The 25142-nt window shown below is 65.0% G+C and carries 28 protein-coding genes; 22 read left to right on the plus strand and 6 right to left on the minus strand.

All coding sequences use genetic code 11. The features are described from left to right. Positions 1-7 precede the first annotated feature (7 nt). The 7 genes from H3H36_RS03425 (at position 8) to H3H36_RS03455 (ending at position 4772) form a co-directional block, all read left to right on the plus strand. On the plus strand, positions 8-463 hold the full coding sequence (locus H3H36_RS03425; protein ID WP_311196565.1) for a flagellar basal body-associated FliL family protein: 456 nt from the start codon (positions 8-10) through the stop codon (positions 461-463). Positions 464-490: 27 nt separating this feature from the next. After that, entirely contained in the window at positions 491-1219 is a 729-nt protein-coding gene (locus H3H36_RS03430) for a FliA/WhiG family RNA polymerase sigma factor (RefSeq protein WP_182214110.1), read from the plus strand. Positions 1220-1272: 53 nt separating this feature from the next. Continuing rightward, complete coding sequence (motA, locus tag H3H36_RS03435; RefSeq protein WP_182214112.1) at positions 1273-2190, plus strand: flagellar motor stator protein MotA; 918 nt, start codon at positions 1273-1275, stop codon at positions 2188-2190. After that, positions 2174-3178 carry a flagellar motor protein MotB gene (locus tag H3H36_RS03440; protein WP_182214114.1) on the plus strand — a complete coding sequence of 335 codons (1005 nt, stop codon included), beginning with the start codon at positions 2174-2176 and terminating at the stop codon, positions 3176-3178. Before motA ends, H3H36_RS03440 begins: the two co-directional genes overlap by 17 nt. Before the next feature lie 85 nt (positions 3179-3263). Then, positions 3264-3542 carry a flagellar biosynthesis anti-sigma factor FlgM gene (locus H3H36_RS03445; RefSeq protein WP_182214116.1) on the plus strand — a complete coding sequence of 93 codons (279 nt, stop codon included), beginning with the start codon at positions 3264-3266 and terminating at the stop codon, positions 3540-3542. Continuing rightward, complete coding sequence (flgN, locus tag H3H36_RS03450; RefSeq protein WP_311196566.1) at positions 3539-3985, plus strand: flagellar export chaperone FlgN; 447 nt, start codon at positions 3539-3541, stop codon at positions 3983-3985. The genes H3H36_RS03445 and flgN overlap by 4 nt, the downstream gene beginning before the upstream one ends. Then, entirely contained in the window at positions 3972-4772 is an 801-nt protein-coding gene (locus H3H36_RS03455) for a glycoside hydrolase family 73 protein (RefSeq protein WP_182214118.1), read from the plus strand. Before flgN ends, H3H36_RS03455 begins: the two co-directional genes overlap by 14 nt. Here the strand turns inward: H3H36_RS03455 and flgA are convergent. Next, a complete protein-coding gene (flgA, locus tag H3H36_RS03460) occupies positions 4757-5458 on the minus strand; it encodes a flagellar basal body P-ring formation chaperone FlgA (RefSeq protein WP_311196567.1) in 702 nt (233 codons plus the stop codon). The two genes, H3H36_RS03455 and flgA, sit on opposite strands and share 16 nt — an antisense overlap. 163 nt (positions 5459-5621) lie before the next feature. On the opposite strand from flgA, the gene flgB reads away from it, so the two are divergent. The 12 genes from flgB to H3H36_RS03520 all read left to right on the plus strand — a co-directional run bounded on the left by flgB (position 5622) and on the right by H3H36_RS03520 (position 15706). Further along, a complete protein-coding gene (gene flgB, locus H3H36_RS03465; protein WP_182214122.1) occupies positions 5622-5984 on the plus strand; it encodes a flagellar basal body rod protein FlgB in 363 nt (120 codons plus the stop codon). Between the two features lie 47 nt (positions 5985-6031). Beyond that, entirely contained in the window at positions 6032-6454 is a 423-nt protein-coding gene (gene flgC / locus H3H36_RS03470) for a flagellar basal body rod protein FlgC (RefSeq protein ID WP_182214124.1), read from the plus strand. A gap of 3 nt (positions 6455-6457) precedes the next feature. Continuing rightward, positions 6458-7147, plus strand: a complete 690-nt coding sequence (locus H3H36_RS03475; protein WP_182214127.1) for a flagellar hook capping FlgD N-terminal domain-containing protein — start codon at positions 6458-6460, stop codon at positions 7145-7147. Between the two features lie 14 nt (positions 7148-7161). Then, a complete protein-coding gene (locus H3H36_RS03480; RefSeq protein ID WP_182214129.1) occupies positions 7162-8490 on the plus strand; it encodes a flagellar hook protein FlgE in 1329 nt (442 codons plus the stop codon). A gap of 10 nt (positions 8491-8500) precedes the next feature. Further along, positions 8501-9226 (plus strand): flagellar basal-body rod protein FlgF, encoded by a 726-nt coding sequence (flgF, locus tag H3H36_RS03485; RefSeq protein ID WP_182214131.1) that lies wholly within the window; start codon positions 8501-8503, stop codon positions 9224-9226. Positions 9227-9254: 28 nt separating this feature from the next. Next, entirely contained in the window at positions 9255-10046 is a 792-nt protein-coding gene (flgG, locus tag H3H36_RS03490) for a flagellar basal-body rod protein FlgG (RefSeq protein ID WP_182214133.1), read from the plus strand. After that, on the plus strand, positions 10046-10729 hold the full coding sequence (flgH, locus tag H3H36_RS03495) for a flagellar basal body L-ring protein FlgH (protein ID WP_182214136.1): 684 nt from the start codon (positions 10046-10048) through the stop codon (positions 10727-10729). Before flgG ends, flgH begins: the two co-directional genes overlap by 1 nt. 10 nt (positions 10730-10739) lie before the next feature. Continuing rightward, positions 10740-11846: a flagellar basal body P-ring protein FlgI gene (locus H3H36_RS03500; protein ID WP_182214138.1), complete on the plus strand. Its 1107-nt coding sequence runs from the start codon at positions 10740-10742 to the stop codon at positions 11844-11846. A gap of 8 nt (positions 11847-11854) precedes the next feature. Further along, complete coding sequence (locus tag H3H36_RS03505) at positions 11855-12271, plus strand: hypothetical protein (protein WP_229219710.1); 417 nt, start codon at positions 11855-11857, stop codon at positions 12269-12271. A 90-nt stretch (positions 12272-12361) separates the two neighbouring features. Continuing rightward, complete coding sequence (gene flgK / locus H3H36_RS03510) at positions 12362-13732, plus strand: flagellar hook-associated protein FlgK (protein ID WP_182214140.1); 1371 nt, start codon at positions 12362-12364, stop codon at positions 13730-13732. 10 nt (positions 13733-13742) lie between these two features. Continuing rightward, positions 13743-14654, plus strand: a complete 912-nt coding sequence (gene flgL, locus H3H36_RS03515; protein WP_182214142.1) for a flagellar hook-associated protein FlgL — start codon at positions 13743-13745, stop codon at positions 14652-14654. Positions 14655-14659: 5 nt separating this feature from the next. Further along, positions 14660-15706, plus strand: a complete 1047-nt coding sequence (locus H3H36_RS03520) for a hypothetical protein (protein ID WP_182214145.1) — start codon at positions 14660-14662, stop codon at positions 15704-15706. Here H3H36_RS03520 and H3H36_RS03525 read toward each other — a convergent pair whose 3' ends face one another. Both H3H36_RS03525 and H3H36_RS03530 read right to left on the minus strand, forming a co-directional pair. Further along, positions 15707-17902, minus strand: a complete 2196-nt coding sequence (locus H3H36_RS03525; protein WP_229219711.1) for a putative bifunctional diguanylate cyclase/phosphodiesterase — start codon at positions 17900-17902, stop codon at positions 15707-15709. A 237-nt stretch (positions 17903-18139) separates the two neighbouring features. After that, the gene (locus H3H36_RS03530) at positions 18140-18559 is read right to left on the minus strand and encodes a hypothetical protein (protein WP_182214147.1); all 420 of its coding nucleotides are present in this window, start codon (positions 18557-18559) and stop codon (positions 18140-18142) included. Between the two features lie 108 nt (positions 18560-18667). On the opposite strand from H3H36_RS03530, the gene H3H36_RS03535 reads away from it, so the two are divergent. Further along, positions 18668-18880: a DUF3460 family protein gene (locus H3H36_RS03535; protein WP_182214149.1), complete on the plus strand. Its 213-nt coding sequence runs from the start codon at positions 18668-18670 to the stop codon at positions 18878-18880. A gap of 8 nt (positions 18881-18888) precedes the next feature. Here the strand turns inward: H3H36_RS03535 and H3H36_RS03540 are convergent, their stop codons facing one another. Next, positions 18889-19623: a YcbK family protein gene (locus H3H36_RS03540; protein ID WP_446033175.1), complete on the minus strand. Its 735-nt coding sequence runs from the start codon at positions 19621-19623 to the stop codon at positions 18889-18891. Between the two features lie 129 nt (positions 19624-19752). After that, positions 19753-21462 (minus strand): group II intron reverse transcriptase/maturase, encoded by a 1710-nt coding sequence (gene ltrA / locus H3H36_RS03545; RefSeq protein ID WP_182214688.1) that lies wholly within the window; start codon positions 21460-21462, stop codon positions 19753-19755. Between the two features lie 817 nt (positions 21463-22279). On the opposite strand from ltrA, the gene H3H36_RS03550 reads away from it, so the two are divergent. After that, positions 22280-22579, plus strand: a complete 300-nt coding sequence (locus tag H3H36_RS03550) for a hypothetical protein (RefSeq protein ID WP_182214151.1) — start codon at positions 22280-22282, stop codon at positions 22577-22579. A gap of 492 nt (positions 22580-23071) precedes the next feature. Here H3H36_RS03550 and H3H36_RS03555 read toward each other — a convergent pair whose 3' ends face one another. Next, positions 23072-23446, minus strand: coding sequence for a GNAT family N-acetyltransferase (locus tag H3H36_RS03555; RefSeq protein ID WP_311196568.1), 375 nt, complete (start codon positions 23444-23446; stop codon positions 23072-23074). 511 nt (positions 23447-23957) lie between these two features. Here H3H36_RS03555 and H3H36_RS03560 point away from each other — a divergent pair. Continuing rightward, positions 23958-24827 carry a serine hydrolase gene (locus tag H3H36_RS03560; protein WP_182214155.1) on the plus strand — a complete coding sequence of 290 codons (870 nt, stop codon included), beginning with the start codon at positions 23958-23960 and terminating at the stop codon, positions 24825-24827. Positions 24828-25142: the final 315 nt, after the last annotated feature.

The raw sequence follows: 25142 nt of genomic DNA on the forward strand, positions 1-25142 counted from the left end.
GAAGAATATGAAAATGATCATTGCGTTCGTGGTGGTGGCCGTGCTCGGCGCGGGTGTGGCCGGCGGCGCCGTCTGGTACCTGTCCAAGGGCGCGTCCGCCGGCACGGCCGAAGCCAAGAAGGCCGAGCGCCACGACGATGGCAAGCCGCCCAAGTACCTGACGGTGGAAAAAGTGATCATCATGCTCAAGCGCAGCCCTGGCGACACGGCCACCCATTACATCTCGGCCGACCTGGTGATCACCACCAGCGAGGACAAGGAAAAAGTGGCCAAGGAACAATTGCCGATGCTGCGCAGCGTGGCCGTGCGCACCTTGTCGGCGCTGCCGCTGGCCACGGCCCAGACCATGACGATCGACCAGTACGCGGCCGAACTGAACAAGGCGTACGACGAGACCTATGCCCACGACAAGCGCGACAAGCCATTTTCCGAAGTCCTGATCGGCAAGCTGATCCTGGAATAGACGGCCATGACTACACAGGGGGCGGGCATGGCATACATGGAACCGGACGCCTACGGCGCCATGCATGGCGACGGCGCGGCGACGGTGACGCTGAGCGCGGCGGACGAGCAGAAACATCTGCTGTCCTACGCGCCGCTGGTCAAGCGCATCGTGCGCCAGCTCAATTCGCAAGTGGCCGGCGCCATCGACCGCGACGACATGGAGCAGATCGGCCTGATGGGCCTGCTCGAAGCCTTGCGCCGCTATGGCGCGCCGGACGCGGCCTTTGGCAGCTACGCCAGCCTGCGCATCCGTGGCGCCATCCTCGACGAGCTGCGGCGCCAGGACTGGCGCCCGCGCGCCGTGCGCCAGCACAGCCACAAGCTGCGCGACGCCGTGCGCGAACTGACCCGCAAGCTGGGCCGCGAACCGAGCGAGCAGGACATCATCAGCGGCCTGGGCCTCACGCCCGAAGCCTACCAGGCTTACCAGCTCGACGAGAACGCCGAGTCGATCGCCAGCTTCGACGACGTGCTGCAGGACAGTGTCAGCCACGACAGCGCGCCCAGCCCCGAGGAGCAATTGCTGGTGCGGCGCAGCCTGGAACAGGCGCTGCGCGGGCTGGACGAACGCGAGCAGCGCGTGGTGCAGATGTATTACGAGTTTGAATTGAGTTACAAGGAAATCGCCGCCGTGCTGGACTTGACCGACGCCCGGGTCTGCCAGCTGAACAAGGCGGCCCTGGGCAAGATGAAAGCGGTGCTGCAAAGCGCCTGACACGCCAGCGGGCACCACAAGGATTAGAACTAGAAGCAGAAAGGCGCATCATCATGCAACAAATCATCGGCATCTTCATCGTACTGGGCAGCGTGTTCGGCGGCTTTTTCATGATGGGCGGCTCGTTCCATCAGATCTGGCAACCGATCGAGCTGATCGTCATCGCCGGCTCCGGGCTGGGCGCCATCGTGCTGGGCAACCCGCGCCACGTGCTGGCCGAGATGGTCACGCAGATCAAGAAGATCGTGTTTCGCAAGAAGTACGACTCGGAATTCCAGCGCCAGTTGCTGCTGCTGATGTACGAGCTGCTGCAACTGGCCGCCGGCGGCCTCAAGGCGCTCGACGCCCACGTCGAGGCGCCCAAGGACAGCCCCCTGTTCCAGCGCTACCCGCGCGTGCTGGAGGAACCCAAGCTGCTGGCCTTCATCGTCGACAACTTCCGCCTGATGGCCATGGGCAAGATCAACGCGCACGAGCTCGAGGGCGTGCTGGACCAGGAACTGGAAGCCATCCACGAGGAACTGAACCAGCCGGCCAAGTCGCTCAACAAGATCGGCGAAGCCATGCCCGGCTTCGGCATCCTGGCCGCCGTGCTGGGCATCGTGATCACCATGAACACCGTCAGCGAAGGCGCCAGCTCGGGCGACATCGCCGAGCACGTGGGCGCGGCCATGGTGGGCACCTTCATCGGCATCTTCTTTTGCTACGGCATCCTGGACCCGATCTCCAACATGATGAAGCAGCTGGTGGGCCAGGAAGCGTCCAACAAGGAATGCGTGAAAGTGGTGCTGGTGACCCACGTGGCCGGCAAGCCGCCGCTGCTGGCCATCGACGCCGGGCGGCGCCTGGTGCCGCTCAATATCAAGCCCAGCTTCGCCCAGCTGGAACGGTGGATCAACGACCTGGAAGGCCGCGACAGCGAGCCGGAAGCGTCGTCGCGTCGCGGAGGTGGCCGTGCTAAAGCCGCATGACAAGGGCCACGACCAGACCATCGTCAAGCGCGGCGGCGGCAAGCACGCGCACGACGAACACGGCGGCGCGTGGAAGGTGGCGTTCGCCGACTTCTGCCTGGCGCTCAGCTGCCTGTTCCTCGTGCTGTGGCTGATGGCCTCGCGCAACACGGAATCGTTGCAGCAAATCCTCACGGAAGCGGACGGCGCCAAGACCGACCAGGGCAAGGGCGTGATGCCGGAGCAGGTGGGCGGCCCCCGAGGCAGCCTGATCGAACGCTTCCCCATGCCCCGCACGGGCAACTCGGACGCCCCCGGCGCCCAGCTGGCCAGCGGCGAGGCCGCGCCCGTGGTGACGCCGGCCAAGGTCAAGTACGACAGCCCCAGCGACTTGCAGGCGCTGTCCAAGGCGCTGACCCAGATGAGCGCCGACTTCGGCCTGACCAGCAACCTGGAAACCGTGATCACGCCCTATGGCTTGCGCGTGATGCTGCACGACACCGACCACCAGGGCATGTTCGTGCGCGGCAGCGCCGTGCCCACCGACAAGTTCCGCGCCCTGCTGCGCAAGATGGGCCCGCTGTTCGCGCGCATGGAAAACCAGATGCTGATCGTCGGCCACACCGATTCGCTGCAGTACGCCGACACCAGTTATTCCGCGTTCTCCAACTGGACCCTGTCGAGCAACCGGGCCATGTCGGCCCGGGCCCAGCTCTTGGCCGGCAGCATGAATCCCGATTCCGTGCTGCAAGTGGTGGGCATGGCCGACCGCGCGCCGCTGGACGCCAAGCGGGCCGACGCGGGCGTGAACCGGCGCATCGAACTGCTGATCCTGACCACGGGCCAGGCCAAGACCATCGCCGCCATGTTTGGCGTACCCAACAACAAGAGTGCCCTGACCGAAGAGGTCGACACGGCCCTGCCCGACAACACCGTGCTGCAAAAGCTGCGCGAACGGCTGCTGCCGCAAGGCGACAAGCAAGCCGACAAGCAAGTCCACCCGAGGTAACGCTGCATGAGCAAGACCATCACCGCACGCCCCTGCCGGCGACAGGCAGGCTGACATGGAAACCAAACCGACACGAGGCAGCCGCATGAGAATTTCCACCGCAAGCCCGGACGGTCTGGCCGTCCAGCGCGTGGCCGACAGCGCCCCGGCCGAGGCGGCCGCGCCGGCCGCGCCGGCCCCGGCGCCGGCGCCGCTGCAGTCGGCCGTACTGCAGCCCGCCCTGGCGGCCCTGCGCGCCATGCCCGACGATATCGACCACGACAAGGTGGCCCTGCTGCGCGACGCGCTGGCCAAGGGCGAACTGCCGTTCGACCCGGCCAAGCTGGCCGGCCTGATCCAGCGCTTCCACGGGAGCGAGTCGTGACGGCCTCAACAGCCCCGGCCCCGGCCTCGCGCCAGGACACCATGCGCGCCCTGCTGCAAGGCGTGGCGGCCGACCTGCTGGCCTACCAGCAGTTGCACGAGCTGCTGGAACAGCAGTTTGACGGCGCCGTGCGCCACCAGAGCGCGCGCTTGACCGAACTGGCCGACGCCATCACGGCCCTGGTCGACACCATGGAGGCGCGCCGCGCCGCGCGCGTGGCGCAGGTACAACGCTTGCTGGGCCCACAAGGCACCATGGCCCAGGCATTTGCCTTGCTGAAAAATCCGGCACGGGAGAGAATGGAAGCCGATTGGCGCACGCTGGAACACCGCGTGCGCGAGTGCAAACGCCTGGGCAAGCGCAATAGCGACTTGCTGGTTGAGCAATACACCATCATGCAGCGCGTGCTGCATGGCGAGGAGCAACTCTATGCGCCAGCTTGACGGCACGCAGGCCACGACCCCGACTGCGGCCACCGTCTCGAACATGCAAGCGAGCCGCCCCGCGGCGGCCCTGCCCGCCGCATTCGGCGGCTGGAGCGCGAGCGCCGGCGGCGCCCGCTTCGATGCCACCTTCCGCCAGGTGCAGGACGAGGTGGCCGACTTCCTGGCCCACGGCGGCGGCACGGCCGCCGCACCGTCAGCGCGGCCGCCATCGCCCGGCTTGGACCTGAGCGCGGCCGGCCTGGCCTTGCGCCAGCAGGCCCAGGGTGGCGCCATCGATGGCGCCACGGCCGGCGTCGATACAGAAGTGCAGCAACAGTTTCTCGCGTCAATACAGCCATGGGCCGAGGAAGCGGGCGCCCGGCTGGGCGTGTCGCCCAACATCGTGGCGGCCCACGCGGCGCTCGAATCGGGCTGGGGCCAGCGGCCCCTGCGCGCCGGCGGCGCCGACAGCTACAACCTGTTCGGCCTGAAGGCGGGCGCCAGCTGGAGCGGCGCCGTGGCCGACGCCACCACCACCGAATACGTGCACGGCGCGGCCCTGAAGAAGGTGGAACGGTTCCGCAGCTATCCGGACCCGGCCAGCGCCTTCCGCGACTACGCCGATATGCTCAGCAGCAATCCGCGCTTCCAGGGCGCGCTGCACGCCGGCGACGACGCCCACGCCTTCGCGCGCGGCCTGGCGCACGGCGGCTACGCCACCGACCCCGCCTATGCCGACAAGCTGGGCAAGCTGGCCGCGCGGCTGCAGCGCGGCGCCGCCTCCGCCGTTCAGTCGGGGGACTGAGCCGTGACGGGCATGTCGGCAGGTTCCACCGTCCCCTCGCCCGTCACGCGGGCCCGCAGCACGGTGCCGTTGGCGTTACGCACGCGCACCAGCGCGCCGCGCGCGCCGCTGTCGAGCGCCTCGCCGGCCATGCTGACCTCGATCTGGTCGCGCCGCGCCACGATGGTCACGGCGTCGCCGCGCTTGACGACGGTGGGCGCGGCCAGCAGCGCCATGCGCAGCACTTCGCCGGCCCGCAGCGTGCGCTTGCCGCTCATGCCCAGCGCCGCCTGGGGCGAGGCCAGCACATCCGTCAGCGACACCAGCTCGTGGCGCTCGAGCAACAAGTCCTCGTCCGTCAACACCTTGCCGGCCGGCACGTCCGTGGCGCTCACCACCACCGGGGCCGACACCTGGGCCCGCACCACGAATTCATACCGCCAGCCATCGGCGCCCGGGCACACGGCCGCGAAACGCATGCGCAGCGGTTGCCGCGTGTCGACCGCTTCCACCGTGACGGCCCGGCCGCAGGCGGCCAGCGGCCGGCTGCCGCGCACCACCGTCACTTCCGCCAGCGGCGCGCTCAGCCCGGCGCTGGCCGCCTGCGCCAGCACGTGGGCGCGGGCCGCTTGCTGCACTTGCGCCAACATTTGCTCGGGGCCGACGGGCGCCCCCTTGGCCATCGTGAAAATTCCGATGAGCAACACGGGCGCGAATCGGGTTACAATAGATTTGTTGCGCATGGGAAATACCTCTACTATGATGCGAATGCGGCTGGGGCGCGGTGCGCCATCGGTCGCCATTTTACATGGGGAATCATGCCCGCAACGCCAGCGATCACAATGGACGCCATGAACCAGGGGGAGCGAGATGGGGATTAATTTCAAGGATGCCGTGGGCCTGCACCCGGAGGCGCTGCAATTGCGGGCCGAGCGCACCCGCGTGCTGGCGTCCAATATTGCCAACGAGAACACGCCCGGCTTCCAGGCCCGGGACATGGATTTCGGCGCCATGCTGGCCAGCACCCAGCAAGCGTCGGACGGCGTGCCCGCCTTCGACAGCGATGGCGAGGCCCTGTACCGCGTGCCCTACCACCCCAGCCGCGACGGCAACACGGTGGAGATCGGCGTGGAACAGGCCGCGTTCGCCCAGAACGCCAACGATTTCCAGACCAGCCTCACTTTCATCAATATGACGCTCAAGGGCCTGGCCAAGGCCATCAACGGGCAATAACGGACAGTAACAGATATCAAGCGCGCGCCAGCGCGCCGGGAGACGCCATGTCATTCAAAAGCATTTCGGAAATCGCCGGTTCGGCCATGGCGGCCCAGACCGTGCGGCTCAACACCATCGCCAGCAACCTGGCCAACGCCGACTCCGTGGCCGGCACCGAGGCCGACACCTACCGGGCCCGCAAGCCCGTGTTCGCGGCCGTGATGACGGACTCCATCGACGCGCTCGACCAGGCCAGCGGCAAGGTGCAGGTGCTCGACGTGGTCGAATCGAGCGAGCCGCTGCGCAAGGTCTATGAGCCGGGCCACCCGATGGCCAACAGCGAGGGCATGGTGTTCTATCCCAACGTCAACCAGGTGGCCGAGATGACCGACATGATGTCGGCCTCGCGCGCGTTCGAGACCAATGTCGAAGTGCTGGGGCGTATCCGCACCATGCAGCAATCCCTCCTTAAACTCGGTGAAGGTTAAGCCATGCAAACGAGCCTCCTCAACAATCCCGCGGCCGCGCCGGCCGCCGCCACCGGCACCAGCATCACCGGTAACACGGCCGCCCAGACCAAGGACATGTTCACCAAGCTGCTGGTGGCCCAGATCAAGAACCAGGACCCGCTCTCGCCCACCGACCCGTCCCAGTTCGTCAACCAGCTGACCCAGCTGTCGCAAACGGAGTCGCTGCAGAACCTGTCCACGCTCACCAGCGCCAACGCCAGCGTGCTGCAAAGCATGCAGGTGCTGGCCCTGGGGGCCCAGGTCGGCTCGGACGTGATGGCCACCAGCAACACCGTCACGCTCGATGGCAGCGCCGTGCGGGGCCAGATGACCTTGTCCAGCACCAGCACCAGCACCACCCTCGTGCTGACCGACGCGGCCGGCAACAAGCACAATGTGACGCTCGGTGTGCAGGCGGCCGGCACGGTGCCGTTCACCATCGATCCGGGCGCGCTGGGCTTGCCCGCCGGCACCTACACGATGTCGGTCGAAACGAGCACCAAGGAAGTGCCGCCGATCGACCTGGCCGGGCGCCTGAACAGCGTGCGCCTGTCGCCCACCGGCAGCATCGTCATCAGCGTCGCCCACGTGGGCGACGTGGCGCCCACCGCCATCACCGCCTTCAACGGCAAGACCGTCGCCTCCGCGTCCGCCACCCAATCCAGTCTCTAAGAAAGGACTCCGCCATGAGTTTTGATATCGCATTGTCTGGCATCCAGGCCATCAACGAGCAGCTCGACACCGTCAGCCACAACATCGCCAACGCCGGCACCTTCGGCTTCAAGTCCGGGCGCGCCAACTTCTCGGCGCTGGTGGCGGGCAGCCAGCCCACCGGCACCGAGGTCGGCTCGGTGACGCAAAGCATCGGCCTGTCGGGCGGCGTGCTCAACACGGGCCGCTCGCTGGACGCGTCCATCAACGGCCGCGGCTTCTTCGTCACCAAGACGGCCGCGGGCGAGACCCAGTACACCCGGGTCGGCATCTTCGACACCTCCAAGACGTTCGAGAAGACTGACGCGGCCGGCAACAAGACCCAGGTCAGCTACCTGGTCGACGCCAGCGGCCGCAACGTGCAGGGCTTCCCGCAAACCCCGCCCAGCACCGTGCTGGGCGCGCTGGGCGACATCACCATCCCCACCGGCCAGATCCCGGCCGTGGTCTCCGGCAAAATGGGTTATGTGGGCAACCTGTCGGCGGACTGGGTGGCGCCCGCCAACGCCTGGGTGGCGCCCGACCCGGCGGCCGCGCCGCCCGTGACGGCCGACCCGCTGTCGTTCAACCTGACCAAGGCCACCATCATCTATGACTCCCTGGGCGCCCAGCACACGCTGACCCAGTACTTCGTCAAGACGGCGCCCGGCGTCGACGTGCACTTCGTGCTGGACGGTAAGGAAGTCGGCACACCGTTATCGATGACCTTCTCGGCCACCACCGGCCAGATGACCAACCCCAACCCCGCTTCGGTGGCGAACGGCGGCACGGCCGGCGTCTACCAGCTGGCGCTGCCCGCGCCCGGCGCACCAGGCGCGCCCGCCAGCGGCGCCACGTTAGGAACCACCGTCGGCGCCACGCCCAACCTGCTCGAGATCAACTACACCGGCACCACCAGTTTCGCCGGCGAAGCGACCACCTCGAGCAACTATGCCGACGGCTATGCCTCGGGCGTGTTCGCCGGCATCGACCTGGCCCAGGATGGCTCGGTGGTGGCCAAGTACAGCAATGGCCAGAAGCAATCGGTGGGCAAGATCGCCGTGGCCGCCTTCCCGGATGAGGGCGCCCTGACGTCGATCAGCGACACCAGCTGGGTCGCCTCGAGCGCCTCGGGCACGGCGCTGGTGGGCACGCCGGGCGACGGCATGGCCGGCTCGCTCAACACCAGTTCGCTCGAACAGTCGAACGTGGACGTGACCTCGGAACTGGTGGGCCTGATGACCTCGCAGCGCAACTACCAGGCCAACTCCAAGGTGATCCAGACCGAAAGCACGATGATGCAATCGCTGATGCAGGCCATCTGAGGACTGAGCCATGGATGCCCTGATCTACACCGCCATGAGCGGGGCCGAACGGGCCCTGCGGGGCCAGCAAGTGCACGCCAACAACCTGGCCAATATGGACACGGCCGGCTTTCGGGCCAACATGGAACTGGCCACGGCCCAGTCGCTGTCCGGCTACGGCTACGACGACCGCCACCTGGCACAACTGCAGGCCAACGCCGTGTCCGTACGGCCCGGCACCGTCAAGGCCACCGGACGCGAACTGGACGTGGCCATCAGCGGCGACGGCTTGTTCGCCGTCCAGGGCCCCACCGGCGAAGCCTACACCCGGGCCGGCGCCATCACGCTGGACGCCGATGGCACGCTCAAGGTGAACGGCAACCCCATCCTCGGCGAAGGGGGGCCGATCACGGTGCCCGAATACACCAAGATCGCCATCGGCCAGGATGGCACGGTGTCGATCCAGAGCCCCGGCACGGCCATCATGCAAACCATCGACAAGCTCAAGCTGGTCAAGGCCGAAGGCTCGGAACTGACCAAGAACGAAGCGGGCCTGCTGGTGGCGCGCAACGGCCAGCCCTTGCCCACCGATCCCACCGTGCTGGTGCGTTCGGGCCACCTGGAAGGCAGCAACGTGTCGGCCGTGGAAGAGATGGTGGCCACGATGAGCTTGAACCGCACGTTTGAATTGCAGATGAAGTTGCTGACGGCGGCCGACACGAACGTCCAGTCCGGCAACAAACTGATGGGCGCGTAAGCCCGCCTAACGCATACAGGGGAAGACCATGAATCCAGCAATGTGGATCAGCAAGACCGGGGTCCAGGCCCAGGACGAGAAACTGCAAGCCATCGCCAACAACCTGGCCAACGCCAACACGGTCGGCTTCAAGAAGGACCGCGTGATGTTCGAGGACCTGTTCTACTCGATCGAACAGCAGCCGGGCACCCAGCGCGCCGACAACAACACGCTGGCACCGTCCGGTGTGCAGCTGGGCAACGGCACCCACATGGTGGGCACGCAGAAGGTCTTTACCACCGGCAGCCTGCAAACGACGGGCAACGCGCTCGACGTGGCCATCACCGGCAACGGTTTCCTGGCCGTGCGCCGGCCCAACGGCGACACGGCCTACACCCGCGCCGGCCAGCTGCAGGTGGACGCCAACGGCATCCTCGTCAACGCCCACGGCTTGCCGCTGATCCCCCAGATCACGGTGCCCTCGAACGCCACCGCCATCACCATCGGCGAGAACGGCATGGTCACGGCCACCATCCCCGGCAACACGGCCGGCAGCGAACTGGGCCAGCTGACCCTGACCAGCTTCATCAACCCGACCGGCCTGCAGGCGCTGGGCGAGAACCTGTTCCAGGAAACGGCCGCCAGCGGCACCCCCACCGAAGGCAAGCCCGGCGAAGCCCAGCTGGGCAAGCTCAAGCAGGGCGCGCTGGAAGGCTCCAACGTCCAGGTGGTCGAGGAGATGGTGGACATGATCGCGGCCCAGCGCACCTACGAGATGAACACCAAGGTGCTGACGGCGGCCGACAACATGCTGCAATACCTGTCCCAGGCGGCCCGCTGATGAACACCGTGCTGTGCGCGCTGGCACGGCGCGCGGCGCCCTGCCTGGCGTTGACCCTGGCCGGCTGCGCCGCGCTGGCGCCGCCGCCCGTGCGGCCCGGCCCCATGGACGAACCGCCGGCCGTCTCGCGCGCCGTCAGCCCCAAGGGCACCTCGGGCGGCGTGTTCAGCCCCGACCTGGCCCTGTCGCTGACGTCCGACTCGCGCGCCTTCCGGGTGGGCGACGTGGTCACCGTCAACCTGCAGGAAACCACCCAGGCCAGCAAGAAGGCCGGCACCAGTTTTTCCAAGGACAGCACGGCCAGCGTCACCGCGCCCAGCGTGCTGGGCAAGACGCTGCCCAAGCTGGGCCTGGACACGGGCGCCCAGCGCTCATTCGCCGGCGACGCCACCAGCACCCAGCAGAACGCGCTGACGGGCGCCATCACCGTGATCGTGCAGGAAGTGCTGCCCAATGGCTTGCTGCGCGTGGCCGGCGAGAAAAGCCTGACCCTCAACCAGGGCGAGGAATTCGTGCGCCTGCGCGGCTACCTGCGGGCGGCCGACATCGACGCCGACAACCAGGTCTCGTCGCAGCGCATCGCCAACGCCCGTATCGCCTATTCCGCCCAGGGCACGCTGGCCGACAGCCAGACCCCGGGCTGGCTGACCCGCTTCTTCAACGGTCCATTGATGCCTTTCTGAGGCCGCCGCCATGACATTCCGCTCCACCCTCACCCTTATCCTGTGCGCCGTGCTGGGCGCCGCCGCGCCGGCCCAGGCGGCCCAGGTGCTGCGCAACCTGGTCAGCGTCGAAGGCTTGCGCGACAACCCGCTGGTGGGCTACGGCCTGGTGGTGGGCCTGAACGGCAGCGGCGACTCGACCCAGGTCAAGTTCGCCAGCCAGTCCGTGATCAATATGCTCAAGCAGTTCGGCGTCAAGGTGCCCGACGGCACGGACGCGAAAAGCAAGAACGTGGCCACCGTCATGGTCAGCGCCGTGTTCCCGCCCGGCTACCGGCGCGGCCAGAATATCGATGTCACCGTGTCCTCGATGGGCGACGCCAAGAGCCTGCGCGGCGGGGCCCTGCTGCTCACGCCGCTGCGCGCGGCCGACAATGAAGTCTATGCGCTGGCCCAGGGCAACCTGGTGGTGGGCGGCCTGAACGCCACCGGCAAGAGCGGCTCGTCGGTCACCGTCAACACGCCCACCTCGGGCCGCATTCCCAGCGGCGCCACCATCGAACGCGAGATCAGCACCGACTTCGCCACCAAGCCCACGGTGCGCCTGTCGCTGCGCCACCCCCAGTTCCAGACCGCCATCAACATCGTCGACGCCATCAACAAGCGCTTTGGCGACATCGCCACCACCAGCGACGCCACCTCGATCGACGTGGTGGCGCCGCCCAACCCGACCCAGCGCGTGGCCTTCATGGCCAAGCTGGAAAGCCTGTCGGTGGACGTGGGCGACGACGTGCCCAAGGTGGTGTTCAATTCCCGCACCGGCACGGTGGTGATCGCCGACGGCCTGCGGGTACGCGCCGCGGCCGTCACCCACGGCTCGCTCAAGGTGGTGATCTCGGAAAGTTCCAAGGTCAGCCAGCCGGCCCCGTTCAGCCAGGGCACCACCACCACCACCCCGCAGTCGCAGGTGACGGTGGACCAGGGCTCGGGCCAGATGTTCAAGTGGCCGGCCGGCGCCAAGCTGCAAGCGATCATCGACGTCATCAACAGCCTGGGCGCCTCGCCGGACGACATCATGGCCATCCTGCAGGCACTGGACCAGGCCGGCGCCATCGAAGGCGAACTGGTCGTCATTTGAGGTCAGCCATGCAAACACCCTTCGATCCCCGCCTGCTGCGCCTGGGCACGGCCGACCAGCTGGGCGACGCGCCGGTGGCGCCCGCCGCCGGCGAAAGCCCGGCCGACACGGCCTACCGCGCCAAGGCCACGGCCGCCGCCATCAAGTTCGAAAGCTTCTTCATCGGCCACATGCTGCACCAGATGCGCGAGGGCACGCGCGCCATGGCCGGCGACGAGGGCGCCCACAAGGATTCCATCAACGGCGACATGCTGGACATGGCCGACAACCTGGTGGCCGACAAGATGGCCGGCCAGCGCGCCTTCGGCATCGCCGACGCCATCTTGCGCCAGCTGCTGCCGCCGGCCCCGGCCAATGCGCCCGCTCCCCCCACCGTGGCATCCGATACGGAAAATTCCGCACATTCTCTTAATCGGCGGCAATAATTGGTCGCCCTGTAGCGTTAACGGACCCGGCACACCGGCCACGGCCAGCGGCCGGGATGCCCGGCCTCAACCTGGAAAGACCCTTGCCCTATGAGCATCTCCTATAACGCACTGACCGGCGCGCTGGCGGCCCAGGCCGCCCTGAACACGTCGAGCCAGAACATCGCCAACCTGCAGACCAAGGGTTACACGCGCCAGGGTGTGCTGCTGGCGGCCGTGCAGCCGGATGCGGGCAGCAAGCTGCCCGGCAACGGCGTGCAAGTGAGTGCGCTGCTGCGTTTCAGCGATTCCTACAAGACCCAGCAGATGTGGCGCGCCAATTCCGACCTGGGCGCGCGCACCCAGGTCCAGCCTTACCTGACCCAGATGGAACGGGTGATGAACGACAGCCTGTCGAGCATCAGCGCCGGCGTCGACCAGTTCTTCAAGGCCCTCAACGCGGCCGGGGTCGACCCCACCTCCACCCCGCTGCGCCAGCAGGTGGTGACGGCGGCCGGCGCCATGTCGCAGCACTTCAACAGCATCTACAACGTGACGGCCAACCAGCTGATCTCGATCCAGCAGCAGCGCGACGCCATCTTGCCGCAGATTAATTCGACGCTGCAAAGCATCGCCGCGCTGAACCAGCAGATCACGGCCGTGGGCGTGCTGGGCACCAACACCTCGGCCCTGATCGACAAGCGCGACCAGCTGATCGATGGCCTGGCCAGCCAGGTGGCGCTGGAAGTGAACGAGAACCCGGACGGCAGCCGCAGCGTGTCGCTCAAAGGGGGCCAGCCGCTGGTGGCCGGCAACATCGCCGGCACCCTGACGTTCGACACCAGCGCCGGCTCACCGGTACTGACGCTCAATTTCGCCAACACCCCGTTCACGCTCGATGACACCAAGGTCGGCGGGCAGCTGGGCGGACTGAGCGACTACATGACCAACAACCTCAAGCCGCTGCAGCAATCGATCGCCGACATGGCCAACCAGCTGTCGTCCAAGGTCAACGCCCAGCTCGGGGCCGGCTTTGACGCCAACGGCAATCCCGGCGCGCCGCTGCTGGTGTTCAACCCGGCCAGCGCCACCGGCCTGCTGGAGACGACTGCGGGCATCCAGGCCGCCGACCTGGCCTTCTCGTCCGACGGCACCCCTGGCGACAGCGCCAACTTGCAGCAACTGATCGACATCAAGAACCAGAGCGTCAACCTGAGCTCGATCGGCAGCGTGCTGGTGGGCGACGCCGACACCCAGCTGGTGGGCAAGCTGGGCATCGACAGCGCCAAGAACCAGTCGCTGCTCAACACGGCCACCACCATCCGCCAGCAGGCCGAGGATGACTGGAAGTCGACCAGCGGCGTCAATTCCGACGAGGAAGCGATCAACCTGGTGGAATACCAGAATATGTACCAGGCCAACATGAAGGTGATTTCCGTCGCCAACACCCTGTTCGACGCCACCTTGCAAATGTTCGCCTAAGGAGAGCACGATGCGCATCGCCACCAGCCAGTTCCAGGCCACCATGAACCGCGGCCTGCAATTCAACCAGGACAAGCTGGCCCAGCTGACCGACCAGATGGCTTCGGGCAACAAGATCCAGCTGCCCTCGGACGACCCCGTCACCAATGTGCGCCTGTCGCGCCTGACGCGCGAGGAAGCCATCGTCGGCCAGTACCGCGACAACATCGGCGCCATCAAGATCCGCCTGGAGAAGAACGAAACCTACCTGAGCTCGATGACGGCCGACATCAACCAGGCCCAGGACTTGCTCGTGTGGGCCTCGGACGGCGGCAACGCGGCGGCCGACCTCGGTTCCATGGTCAATCCCCTGACGTCGCTGCGCGACAGCCTGTACTACAACGCCAACACCAAGGACCAGGAAGGCCGCTACATCTTCTCGGGCACGCTGACCAACACCCCGGCCATCACCTACGACCCGGCCGCCCCCGTCGGTGCGCGCTACACCTACACCGGCAACACCAACCCGCAACAAGTGGTGGTGGGCAATGGCATCACGCAGGTGGCCAACGAGAACGTGTCGGGCCTGGAAACGCTGCTCAACCAGCTTGACACGTCGATCGCCGAACTGTCGGCGCCCGGCGTGACGCCGGCCACGCCCTCGCTCAAGGCGGCCCTGAGCGCCAACCTCGATGGCACCAAGAACACGCTGGACCTCGTGTCGGGCAAGATCGCCGACCTGGGCGGCGCCCAGAACATCCTGAGCACGCTCGACAACAACCACGCCAACGTCAGCCTGTCGAACCAGACGGCCATGACCACCCTGGGCCAGCTCGACTATGGCCAGGCCGCCACCGAGCTCAATGGCTATAATCTGGCGCTGCAATCGTCGTACAAGGCCTATTCCAAGGTCAGCAACCTGTCGCTGTTCAACGTCCTGTAAATCATATGCAAATCGCGCAATCCACCCCCACCACCGTCATTGCCCCCGGCACTGCCGGCGGCGCCAGTCCGGCCGATGGCACCGCGCTGGGGCTGGATGGCGAACGGGCGGCCACGGCCACGCCGGTCACGCCCTCCCCCACCACGGCCGCCCCGCTGCGCCAGGGCATCGCCAACTGGAGCCAGCCGCTGCAAGGCGACATCTCCGGCGCCCAGCAGGCCCTGGACTTTCTCGAGCAGAGCGCGGCCCAGCTGCGCAGCCTGAAATCGGAACTGTCGGACAAGCTGGCCGCCCACCCGGTGCGCGACGGCAGCATCGAGGCCCGCGTGCGCCAGTTCGGCGCCACCTGGCGTACCCGCCAGAGCGCCTCCGGCGGCACGCTCGACGCCCGCCTGGCCTATGGCCGCAAACCGGCCCTGCAGCATTTCACCGTGCGCGGCATGAGCCTGGCCCACTTGCGCAATGGCGGCAAGGAAGTGCTGGCCATCGCCGTGGGCGCCGGCGCCCAGAGCCTGCGCTCGGTGAGCCTGGAAGCGGGCTTGAGCGACGACGCGATCGCCCAGCGCTTCGACGATGCGCTGGCCCCGGCCGGTGTGCGCGTGGCCGTGGGCGACGATGGCAACCTCGATTTCTCCACCCCGGAGTCGGACTGGGCCGGCGTACGCGACAGCTTCTCCGTGCAAGGCGGCGGCATCCGCTTCCCCGGCGGCCAGTTGAACCGGATCAAGGCCGAAGAGGAAACACCCGCCATCGATCCGGACCAGTGGCACACCGCGGACGCGGACGCGCTGCGCCAGACCCTGCAGCAAGTGGTGCAGGCCCTGGCCCAGGTGGAAGCGGCCATCGCCTCGGTCAACGGCGCGCTGAGCCAGGCCGACCGCCAGATCCAGGTGGCCGCGCCGGCCGGCGCGGACACGGCCGGCATGGGCCAGGTGGCGCAAAACTTCGTCTCGTCCGCCAGCCAGCCCGGCTACCAGTCGCTGCTGTCGATCACCTCGGCGCTGGCCGGCATCAGCCGCGAGCGCGTGGTGTCGCTGCTGGGCCTGCGCTGATCAGGCCGGCGCCGGGGGCGGCAAGCCGCGCCCGGCCAGCGCCGTGAAGTCGGCGGCCGGCATGGCTTGCGCATACACAAAACCTTGCGCGTAGTCGCACTGGGCCAGCGCCAGCAAGTCGCGCTGGACCGCCGTCTCCACCCCTTCGGCCACCACCCGCAGCCCCAGCTTGTGGGCCATCACGATGATGGCCTCGCACAAGGCCAGGTCGCCCGTGTCGGCCGCCAGTTCACGCACGAAGCTGTGGTCGAGCTTGAGGTAATCGATGTCGAAATGCTTGAGGTGGGCCAGCGAGGAATAGCCGGTGCCGAAGTCGTCCAGCGCCACCTGCAAGCCCATCTCGCGCAGGGCCCGCAGCCGCGCCACCACGGGACTGGCATGGTCGAGCAACACGCCCTCGCCGATTTCCAGCACGATGCTGCGCGGCGGCAAGTCCAGCGCCCGCACATAGTCTTGCCAGCCCTGGTACAGGGCCGCCTCGCCCCGCAACTGGCCCGGTGACAGGTTCACGCTGATCTGGAAGCCGGCGCCGAACCTGGCTTGCCACTGGCGCGCCTGGGCGGCGGCCTGGCGGAACACCCAGTCGCCCAGCTCCAGCAGCAGGCCCGACGCTTCGGCCTGCGCCAGGAACTCGGCCGGCGCCAGCAAGCCCCGCTCCGGATGCTGCCAGCGCAGCAGCGCCTCGGCCCGCTCGATGGCGCCCGTGGCCAGGTTGACGATGGGCTGGTAGTGCAGGGCGAACTGGCCCTGGGCCTGGGCCAGCCGCAAGTCCTGGCCGATGCGCAGCCGGGCCTGGGCCGCCAGTTGCAAGTCCGGCGTGAAATAGCTGTAGCGGTTGCGCCCGCCATGCTTGGCCGCGTACATGGCCTGGTCCGCGTGGCGCAGCAGTTCGTCGGGCTCGGCCGCGTCCGACGGGTACAGGGCGATGCCCACGCTGGCCGACACCCGGCCCTGCTGCTCGCCGAGCTGGAACGGCTGGTTCAGATTGGCCAGGATGTTCTGGGCGATGCGCTCCACGCTCGACACATGGTCCAGGCCCGACAGGATGATGGTGAATTCATCGCCGCCGAGGCGGGCCAGCGTGTCGGACGCGCGCACGCAGGCGCCGATGCGGCGCGCCGCCTCCACCAGCAGCGCGTCGCCCTGGGCGTGGCCCAGGGTATCGTTGACTTGCTTGAAACCATCGAGGTCGATGAACAGCAGGGCCAGGAACAAGCCTTCGCGCTTGGCCTTTTTCATTTCCTGGCGCAGCCGGTCCTGGAACATGTGGCGGTTGGGCAGGGCCGTCAAGGCGTCGAAATTGGCCTGGTGCCAGATCAGCTCAGACGTCTGGCGCCGCTCCGTGATGTCGGTCACCAGCGCCAGCGCGCCCAGGTACTGGCCCAGGGGGTCGAAGATGGGATTGGTGGCCAGTGTGGCCCACAGTTCGCCGCCATCCTTGCGCAGGAACTTGAACTCGTGGCGCTCGGCCACGCCGTCGCGGCGGCGCGCGATATTGCGTTCGAGGATGGTGCGGCCCTCGTCATCCATGAAGTTCACCAGCGGCTGTTCCAGCATCTCCTCGATGGTGTAGCCCAGCATGGACGCCATCTTGGGATTGACGAAACTGGTGCGGGCCTGGTCGTCGATTTCCCAGATGCCCTCCTCGGCCGTGTGCACGATGCGGCGGAACCGTTCCTCGCTGCGCTCGAGCGCGGCCAGTTTGCCTTCGGCCAGTTCCAGCACCACCCGCAAGGCCTGGCCACCCAGGTCGGCGCTGGCGCGCAGCGTGGCCGGGAAACCGTGCTGCTCGTGGGCGCGCAGCAGTTGCAGATCGCAGCGCTGGGGCGCGCTGCTGTTGATGGCGGCCTGCACGAAACGGTCGAAATCGGCGATGAAGCGGGAACTGATGAAGTTACGGAAATGCACCCGGTCGGGATTCTGGCGCGGCACGCCGAGCAAGTCCGCGCCCACCAGGTTCATTTGCAGGATGGTGGTATCGAGCCCCAGCACGAAATAGCCGACCGGCGCCAGCAGGTAGATATCGTTGAAATAGGCGTGCTCCTGCTCCTGCCGCAGCCGCTCCGGCGTCAGCCCTTCCGCGGCCCGTGCGGCCAGCGCCGCGCGCACGCCATCGCCCAGTGGCACGGCCATGCCGGCCAGCGGCGCCAGGGCCGCCGCCATGCTGGCGCCGGGCGGTTGCAATTCGTCGTCCATGATCCCCTTCCGCGCAGCGCGGGCGCAATGGCAAAGTCATGCAATAAGGATAATAAATTCCGGCCATTCAAGACTAACATCGAAGACGTACGCTGTCGAGCATCCCGCACATGATAGGAGTGACGACGGCGTGGCAATGGCGCCGCCGCCCGCGCCTGGGCCACATGACTAAACCGGGGCGCGGCGCGCCGGCACCGTTGCACCTGCATGCCGTGCAGGCCGCCGCTGGCAAACAGCTCAGCGCCCCGCGCCGTAGTGGCGCCGGCGGCCGAACGGATGGCCCACCACCAGCATGGAACTGGCGATCAGGCTGCTCAAGCCTATCATCAACTGGACCAGCTTATCGTCCGGCAGCACCCACAGCGCGCCGGCCGGCGCCTCGACCCGCGCCGCGGCCATGATCAGCGGCGCCACCCAGGCCGCCTCCGGCGTCACGTCCAGGATGACGGCGCCGTCCGGGCTGGTCTGCATATAGATCTCGCCTCCTTCGGCCAGCGTGAAGCACACGCCATAGACAGTCTCATGGCGGGCGATGTTGTCCTGCATGCTGCGGTTGTGTTCCTCTACCCACAGCTCGACGTCGGCCGCGTTCTCCAGCGCCATCCACGGCACCGGCTTGAAGCGCGGCGGCGCGCCTCCTTCGTTCTGATCCTGCATGGTATTCCTGTGTTCGGTTGCTTGCCGCCAGTCTAACCGATCCCGTACGGCAGACGCAGCGAAAAAGGATTAGGATAGTAACTACGTGGCAGCTTCAGGGAGGACGCCATGAAACACCGAGCCAGCTGGTACGGCCCCGGCGGCGCCGTCTACCAGTCCGAATTCACCCGCTTCATCGATGGCTATCTGCACGACCATCCGGGCGTGGTGCGCGACCAGCAACTGGGCTGGCGCACCTGGTGGGAACGGCCCGTCAAACTGGACGACCTGGAAAAGGCGCAGCAAGACAGCGTGCCGCTGCCACCGTACTACTATGAATGAGGGCCGGTTCAGCCCTTCCAGGTGCGTTTGAGGCCGGTGTCCGCGTGGATCCAGCCGCCGCGCGGCCCGGAGCGGTAGTAAAAGCCCACGCCGCCCTGGCGGAAGCTGCGCACGAGGCCGCCGAGCACTTCCGCGTTCAGGTTGGCGATCCGGATATCGGCCGCCCGTCCCTCGATATGCAGCGACTGGCGCGCGGCCGGCACGCCGGATTCGATCAGCTTGCGGTTGGAGCTGGCGGTACGGTAGCCCGACAGGATTTCCAGCGGTTGCTCGATGCCGTAGCGGGCCACGAACGCTTGCGTGCCCCACAGCGTCTCGAACAGCTTGGGGTCGATGGGCGCCGTTTCCTTGCCGTTCACGTCGCGCAGCAAGTGGCACAGTTCCTGGTAGGCCGAGTCGATGATGTCGCCATCCTTCCAGTACAGGATCTTGGCCCGCTCGCCGCTGGCCGGGCGCGTCACGTCGATCACGCGCGGCTTGAGCCAGAAGTCCAGGTCCAGCGCCTGGGCATCGAAGATATCGGGCGGCGGTTCCAGTTCCGCCTGTGGGGCCGGCCCGCCATCGGGCTGTGCCTGGGCCAGTTGCCTGGCAGGCTTGGCCGGTGCCGCGTGCGCGACGGATCTGGTGCCGGCCGTGGCCGTGTGGGTGACGCTGCGCGCGGCACAACCGATCAACGGCGTCCCCAGGAAAGCGGTGGCCGTCAGGCCCAGCCCCTGTTGAAGAAAAGTTCTGCGCGTAACCATATTGCTGCCTATAAAAAGTTGGGTAGGAGCAGGCCATTACTGGCCCACTCCCCCCTCAGAACCGTGCGTGCGATTTTCACCGCACACGGCTCAAGCCTATAACTCATTCCTAAAAAGGAACTCGTCTTTCTAAATTCCCCAAACGGGAACCGGCTTAATTACCTTCAAACCCATACTGTGTACTTGGGTGTGACAGTTCGGGTGCAACAGCACACGATTACTCAAGGCGTCCGACCCTCCATCTACTCGATATTCGATGTGATGGTCATGCGAGCCAGTTGCCTTGGTCATCTTGCAGTTACACACGGCGCACAAGCCGCCCTGGTCAACATACATACGAATCCACTGCTTGCGGTGGCTCATGTTTTCCAACATGCGCTCCTGATGCAGCGTTTCGCCGTACATCTCCCAATCTGGATCAAACGGGTTGTAAGCCCCTTTGATTTTCTTGTGTCGCTTAATCGCTGTCTTGGAAACGTCATACAGTTCCCTCAACACCTTGCCGCCATCGTCGGCTACCACGGGAGCAGCAAACACCCATGCCCGATCACCAATGGAGTGGAAGTATTTCCCTTTCACCCATGCAGTGCTCTTTTGTGGATGTCGTCGCTTCGCCCACCGCCAGATCGCCCTGAATAACAGGTCATCCATGCGGCTGTACGCCTCCTTGGCCACCACAGGGCTGTGATACTGCGCCCAGCCCCGCAGCACAGGGTTCAACATGAAGATCAGTTCCTCCTGCGTCACCCCTTTATGTGTGCTGATAATTTCCGTCACCTTGCGATAGAACGTTTGCACGTTTTTCTTGCTCGGCTTGATGAGCAGCGTTCCCTGATACTTGCGGAAATTCCACCCTAAGAAATCAAAGCCTTGGTCGATATGTGTGATGCGCGTCTTCTCCGGTGACAGTTGCAAACCCCGAACGGCAAGGAAAGCAACTACCCACGGTCGGACTTCATTTTCCAGAACGTCTTGCGAAGTCCCGGTGATAACAAAGTCGTCCGCGTATCGAACAACATTCACCTTCAGCTTTATGGCCTTCTTCGATCCAAACTTGCTACACAAGTAGCCCGCCAGTCCCGATTCCAAGCCATTCAGCGCTACATTTGCCAACGTCGGGGAGATAATTCCTCCCTGTGGCGTACCCGCGGTTGTCTCCTGAAACTGGCCTTGATAAATCAGACCAGACTTCAACCATTTGCGCAGAACCGTCCTGTCCAACGGGACATTCTTGTCCAGCCACGCATGGTCGATATGATCGAAACAGCCTGCAATATCCGCTTCCAGAACCCATTGAGCCGAAGCCTTCTTGGATAAGGAAAGGAACAGTTGGGACATCGCATCAGCGGTCGAACGATTTCTCCTGAACCCATAAGAGTTCGGATCACTCGTCGATTCTGATACGGGCTCCAACGCCAACAGATATAAAGCCTGCATGGCCCGATCAAGCATGGTGGGTATCCCTAAGGGGCGTTTTTTCCCATTTGCTTTCGGTATATAGATTCTCCGCAAAGGCAGAGGTCTATACCCACGTTGCTTCATCCTGCTAACTGCGGACCACTTCGTTTCAGGTAACGCCCATAGTTCACCGTCAACACCTGCTGTACGCTTACCTTGATTCTCAGTAACACGCTTCACCGCAAACAACTTAGCGGAAAACGTGCGGGTCAGCATTCGTTGCAAGGCTTTCACCTTACGCCATTTGCCTTCCCGTGTTGCCTTCGCAATTCGCATCTGCATCCCTCTTACATTCCGTTCCACCTGACGCCAATTAACAGCGTGCCAGTGTTGCGGTTTGCCAGAAAGCGCAGACACATCCGTATGGATATGCACTCTCATGCTGCTTTCTCCCTTGTAAATTGAAATTCGGATTTCAATTTCCCAAGTGAGAACCATAAAGCTCCTTGTGGGAGCGTCCATAGCTCCCACAAGTGAAAATATCCGTTCGGCGAGTACCGATATCCTGATACTCACCCCTCACCCAATCCAAGGTAAAGGGTTGGTCAGCCGTCTTGCGACGATAGACCAGATAGAAGTCTGCACCCTTTCAGGTCGGGACAAATCTTGAATCCCTATCCGAGCCATTACAGCCCGGCATTCGCTTTCTCTATCCTCCCATGCCCGCTCCTCCAACAACTTCCCTCGCGGGTCGCCTGCCTACTTTCTAAAACTCTGAAAGAGGCGGAGAGTCGGGTTTTCCACGTTCCCTGCTTATCACACGACTGGTTTAGGGTCTGTCTTTCCTCCGGTGGCCTGATGACGACGTATTCCGAGCATCGAGCGGAATAACCGGCCACGCACCATTTTGGTCAATGCCTAACAGCAGTTTTGGCACCTCAGTAATTACGAAGTTTTCGACAATTCACTTTCATTACCCATACCAGCCAGCCTAGCCCCTCAACCCCGTCACTGCTCGGAGTATCCACAGTCCTGCCTCGCGGCCGACCTGTGCCATTACTGGGGGATACATTGTCAGGAGAGCTTCACACCTTGCCGTTACCAGCAACGCATGTCTCCGTAGGCTACTGCTAGTCGCATAACAGGTTCACTAACCATCACGTATTACAGTATGATGACTCGAACAATGATAAGCAGAGCTTTCGCCCCTTTGACTTAACCCATCACCGAAATGGTGATTAACCTCCCTGTGAAACCAATGACTGCTACTACCGCACCCAGCCAGTTACCGAATATCTCAATTGACGATCTGAGAATACTAAGCACCCAACCCGGTACGTTGCAAGTCACCATCAAGAAAGTCAACGGCTACTTCATGCCCTTCGTCCAATTTGCACCTCCGGTCGGTCACACCATACTGCATGGCGTTATTACCCAAGGCTCAGACGTTGTGGCAACCGTCGATTTAGCCGAAGCTTTAACTGCCGTGGAACAAATCATCGGCTCCAAACACAATATCGTCATGCCCGAAAGTACCGGCACGCCGATCCTGCATTAAAGCCTTTCCACCCAATCCCCAAGCCTCAAACGGGACTGACCAATACGCTCGCGTCCGAATTGGCCCAAGAGCTGTTTTATTCAAAAGAGTTTTCTCTCTTTACACGAGGCGAAGTGTCGTGTCGCACCAATGCGCTTACTATAACGTAGCAGGGGGAAATGGAAAACCACCGTGCCGGTCCGGCACGCATCTTTTTTTCGCACGGCAGCCCGAGGATTCGGCTGCGCCGCTACGCGGCCATGGTTGACGCCGCGCCCGACGTGCGCCTGGCGGGCACGGCCGCCAACGGCCGCGATGGCCGGGTCATACCCGAACCCAGCCGCGCCGATGTCCGCCTGAGCGGTCGGCACCGAAGTTGCGCGACGATGGCTGCGGCTTCCACGCCGAAGCGGCCAGTCATGGACATGGCCTGGGCAATATGCGGCTGCGCGCGCAGCGCATCGGCAGCGCGGTGGATCTCAGTTTGCCGTTGCCACCGCCACGCACGGGCGGCTAACTGTTATTGCAGTTACAAAAGCGCTTGCGCCCGGCCGTCGGCGAGCCTTCGCCCAGTTGCTTCCAGAAGAAAATTGTTTCCACGCCATACGGTGAGCGCACTTTACCGGAATGAATATAGCCCTGGCTGGCGAAGAAGCCTTCCCCCGTCGCCGTGCTGTGCAGTTGCAGGGCCTTGACGCCCCAGCTGCACGCCTGTTGCTCCACGCGCGCCAACAAGGCCTTGCCCGCCCCCTTGCTGCGCGCTTCCGGCAACAGGTAACACAGCGCCAGCTTGCCCGCGGCCGTCAACAGGGCCACGCCGACCACGACGCCGTCTTCCACGGCCACCAGCGAGAAATTGGTGGGCGATGTGAACCAGCTGGCCACCATTTGCGGGGTCTTGTTGCCTAGCCAGGCGTCCAGGATGGCTGGATCGTTCTTATGATCCAGGACACAACATTCCGCAATGGAACGTCGCAGGACATTACATGCCGCAAATGCATCTGTCGAAGCAGCAAGTCGAATTTCAAGACTCATGTACGCTCACAAAATATTTCATTAGCAAAGTGAAGAATGCCTGTGGCGCTTCGCTGTGCATGCAGCGACTATACACCAAGCGTGGGAAGCCGTTGCGGACCGCCTCCGGCCAGCCTGGAGGGTGGAGCCCGGACCGGGCGGCATTCTACACCAGCGCTCACTTTTCCAGCGTTGCGCATGCGTGCGCCACAACAATCACCGCCCCCGCGCGCCACGGCCGTGGCCGGATGGCCCAAGTACGATAGACGAGAAACCACTTTAATGTTATTGTTTATCCTCAGGAAAATATTGCCGCACCGCCAGAAAAGTTGTGCGACGCGCCGCCGCCGGCGGTCCGATAGACTCCCTTTCCTCCTAAAAACACATGCTCAAGAAAATAGTTGCTGTAGTGCTCAGTTCGTTTGCTGTCGCTGCATGCGCAGTACCGCTCGGTTCGCAGTCCGTGCTGGTGGTCGAAAACGACACCGGCAAGGTGCTGCTCGAAAAAAATGCCAACGTTCAAGTACCGATCGCCTCGCTGACCAAGCTGATGACAGCGATGGTGGTGCTGGACTCCAAACCTGACATGGACGCCATGATCAGCATCGACAAGACGGACGTCGACACCCTCAAGCACAGCACCTCGCGCGTGCCGGTGGGGGCCGAGATCGCCCGCCGCGACGTGCTGCAACTGGCGCTGATGTCGTCCGACAACCGTGCGGCCGCCTCGCTGGCGCGCACCTACCCTGGCGGCCCGACCGCGTTCGCGGCCGCCGTCAAGGCCAAGATCCACGCGCTGGGCATGACCCAGACCGTGATCGAGGAGCCGACGGGCTTGTCGCCCAACAACCGCTCCACGGCCGCCGACCTGGTCAAGATGGCCACGGCCGCCGCCAACTATCCGGAAATCCGCCGCATCACCACCGATGCCAAGGACGTCATCAACATCAAGGGCCGCAAGGTGGAGTACCACAACACCAACCGCCTGGTGGGCGCCAAGGGCTGGGATATCGGCATGTCCAAGACCGGCTACACGGAAGAAGCAGGCCGCTGCCTGATCATGCGCATCAAGTCGGCCGGCAAGAATGCCACCCTGGTATTGCTGAACGCCAAGGCCAGTTCCGCCCGCTTGATGGATGCCCTCAACATCCGCCGCTTTATCGCAGGATCGGAAGAAGAGCCCAAGGTCATGCGCGCATCGAACACCCACCACCGCAAGCACGCTCACACCAGCGGCCACCGCCGCCGCGCCTGAACGACGCGAACGCTTGATCCAGAACCGGGCCCCGTGGCCCGGTTTTTTATTGCCCCGATGGCGAGCCGGGCAACATCGTCCCGCCACCGCGTCCAGCCAGAAATTTCCCTCAGCACAACTTCCAGCAGGGCCACGGATCAGCCGCGGCGCCGCCCTCATGCGGTGCCGTTCAGCCTTTCCGCGCCAGAAATTGGTCTTTTTACGCCAATAATTGGCATGTTACGCCCGTCTCTCCCTGGAAGTTGGCGAAAAAAACCCGCGTCACCATCGCTGGCCGCGGGAGTCGGTGCCGGCCGCGCCTGGCAGCCGCAGTGC

It is taken from the genome of Rugamonas fusca, from assembly GCF_014042365.1.
Lineage (GTDB): Bacteria > Pseudomonadota > Gammaproteobacteria > Burkholderiales > Burkholderiaceae_D > Rugamonas > Rugamonas fusca.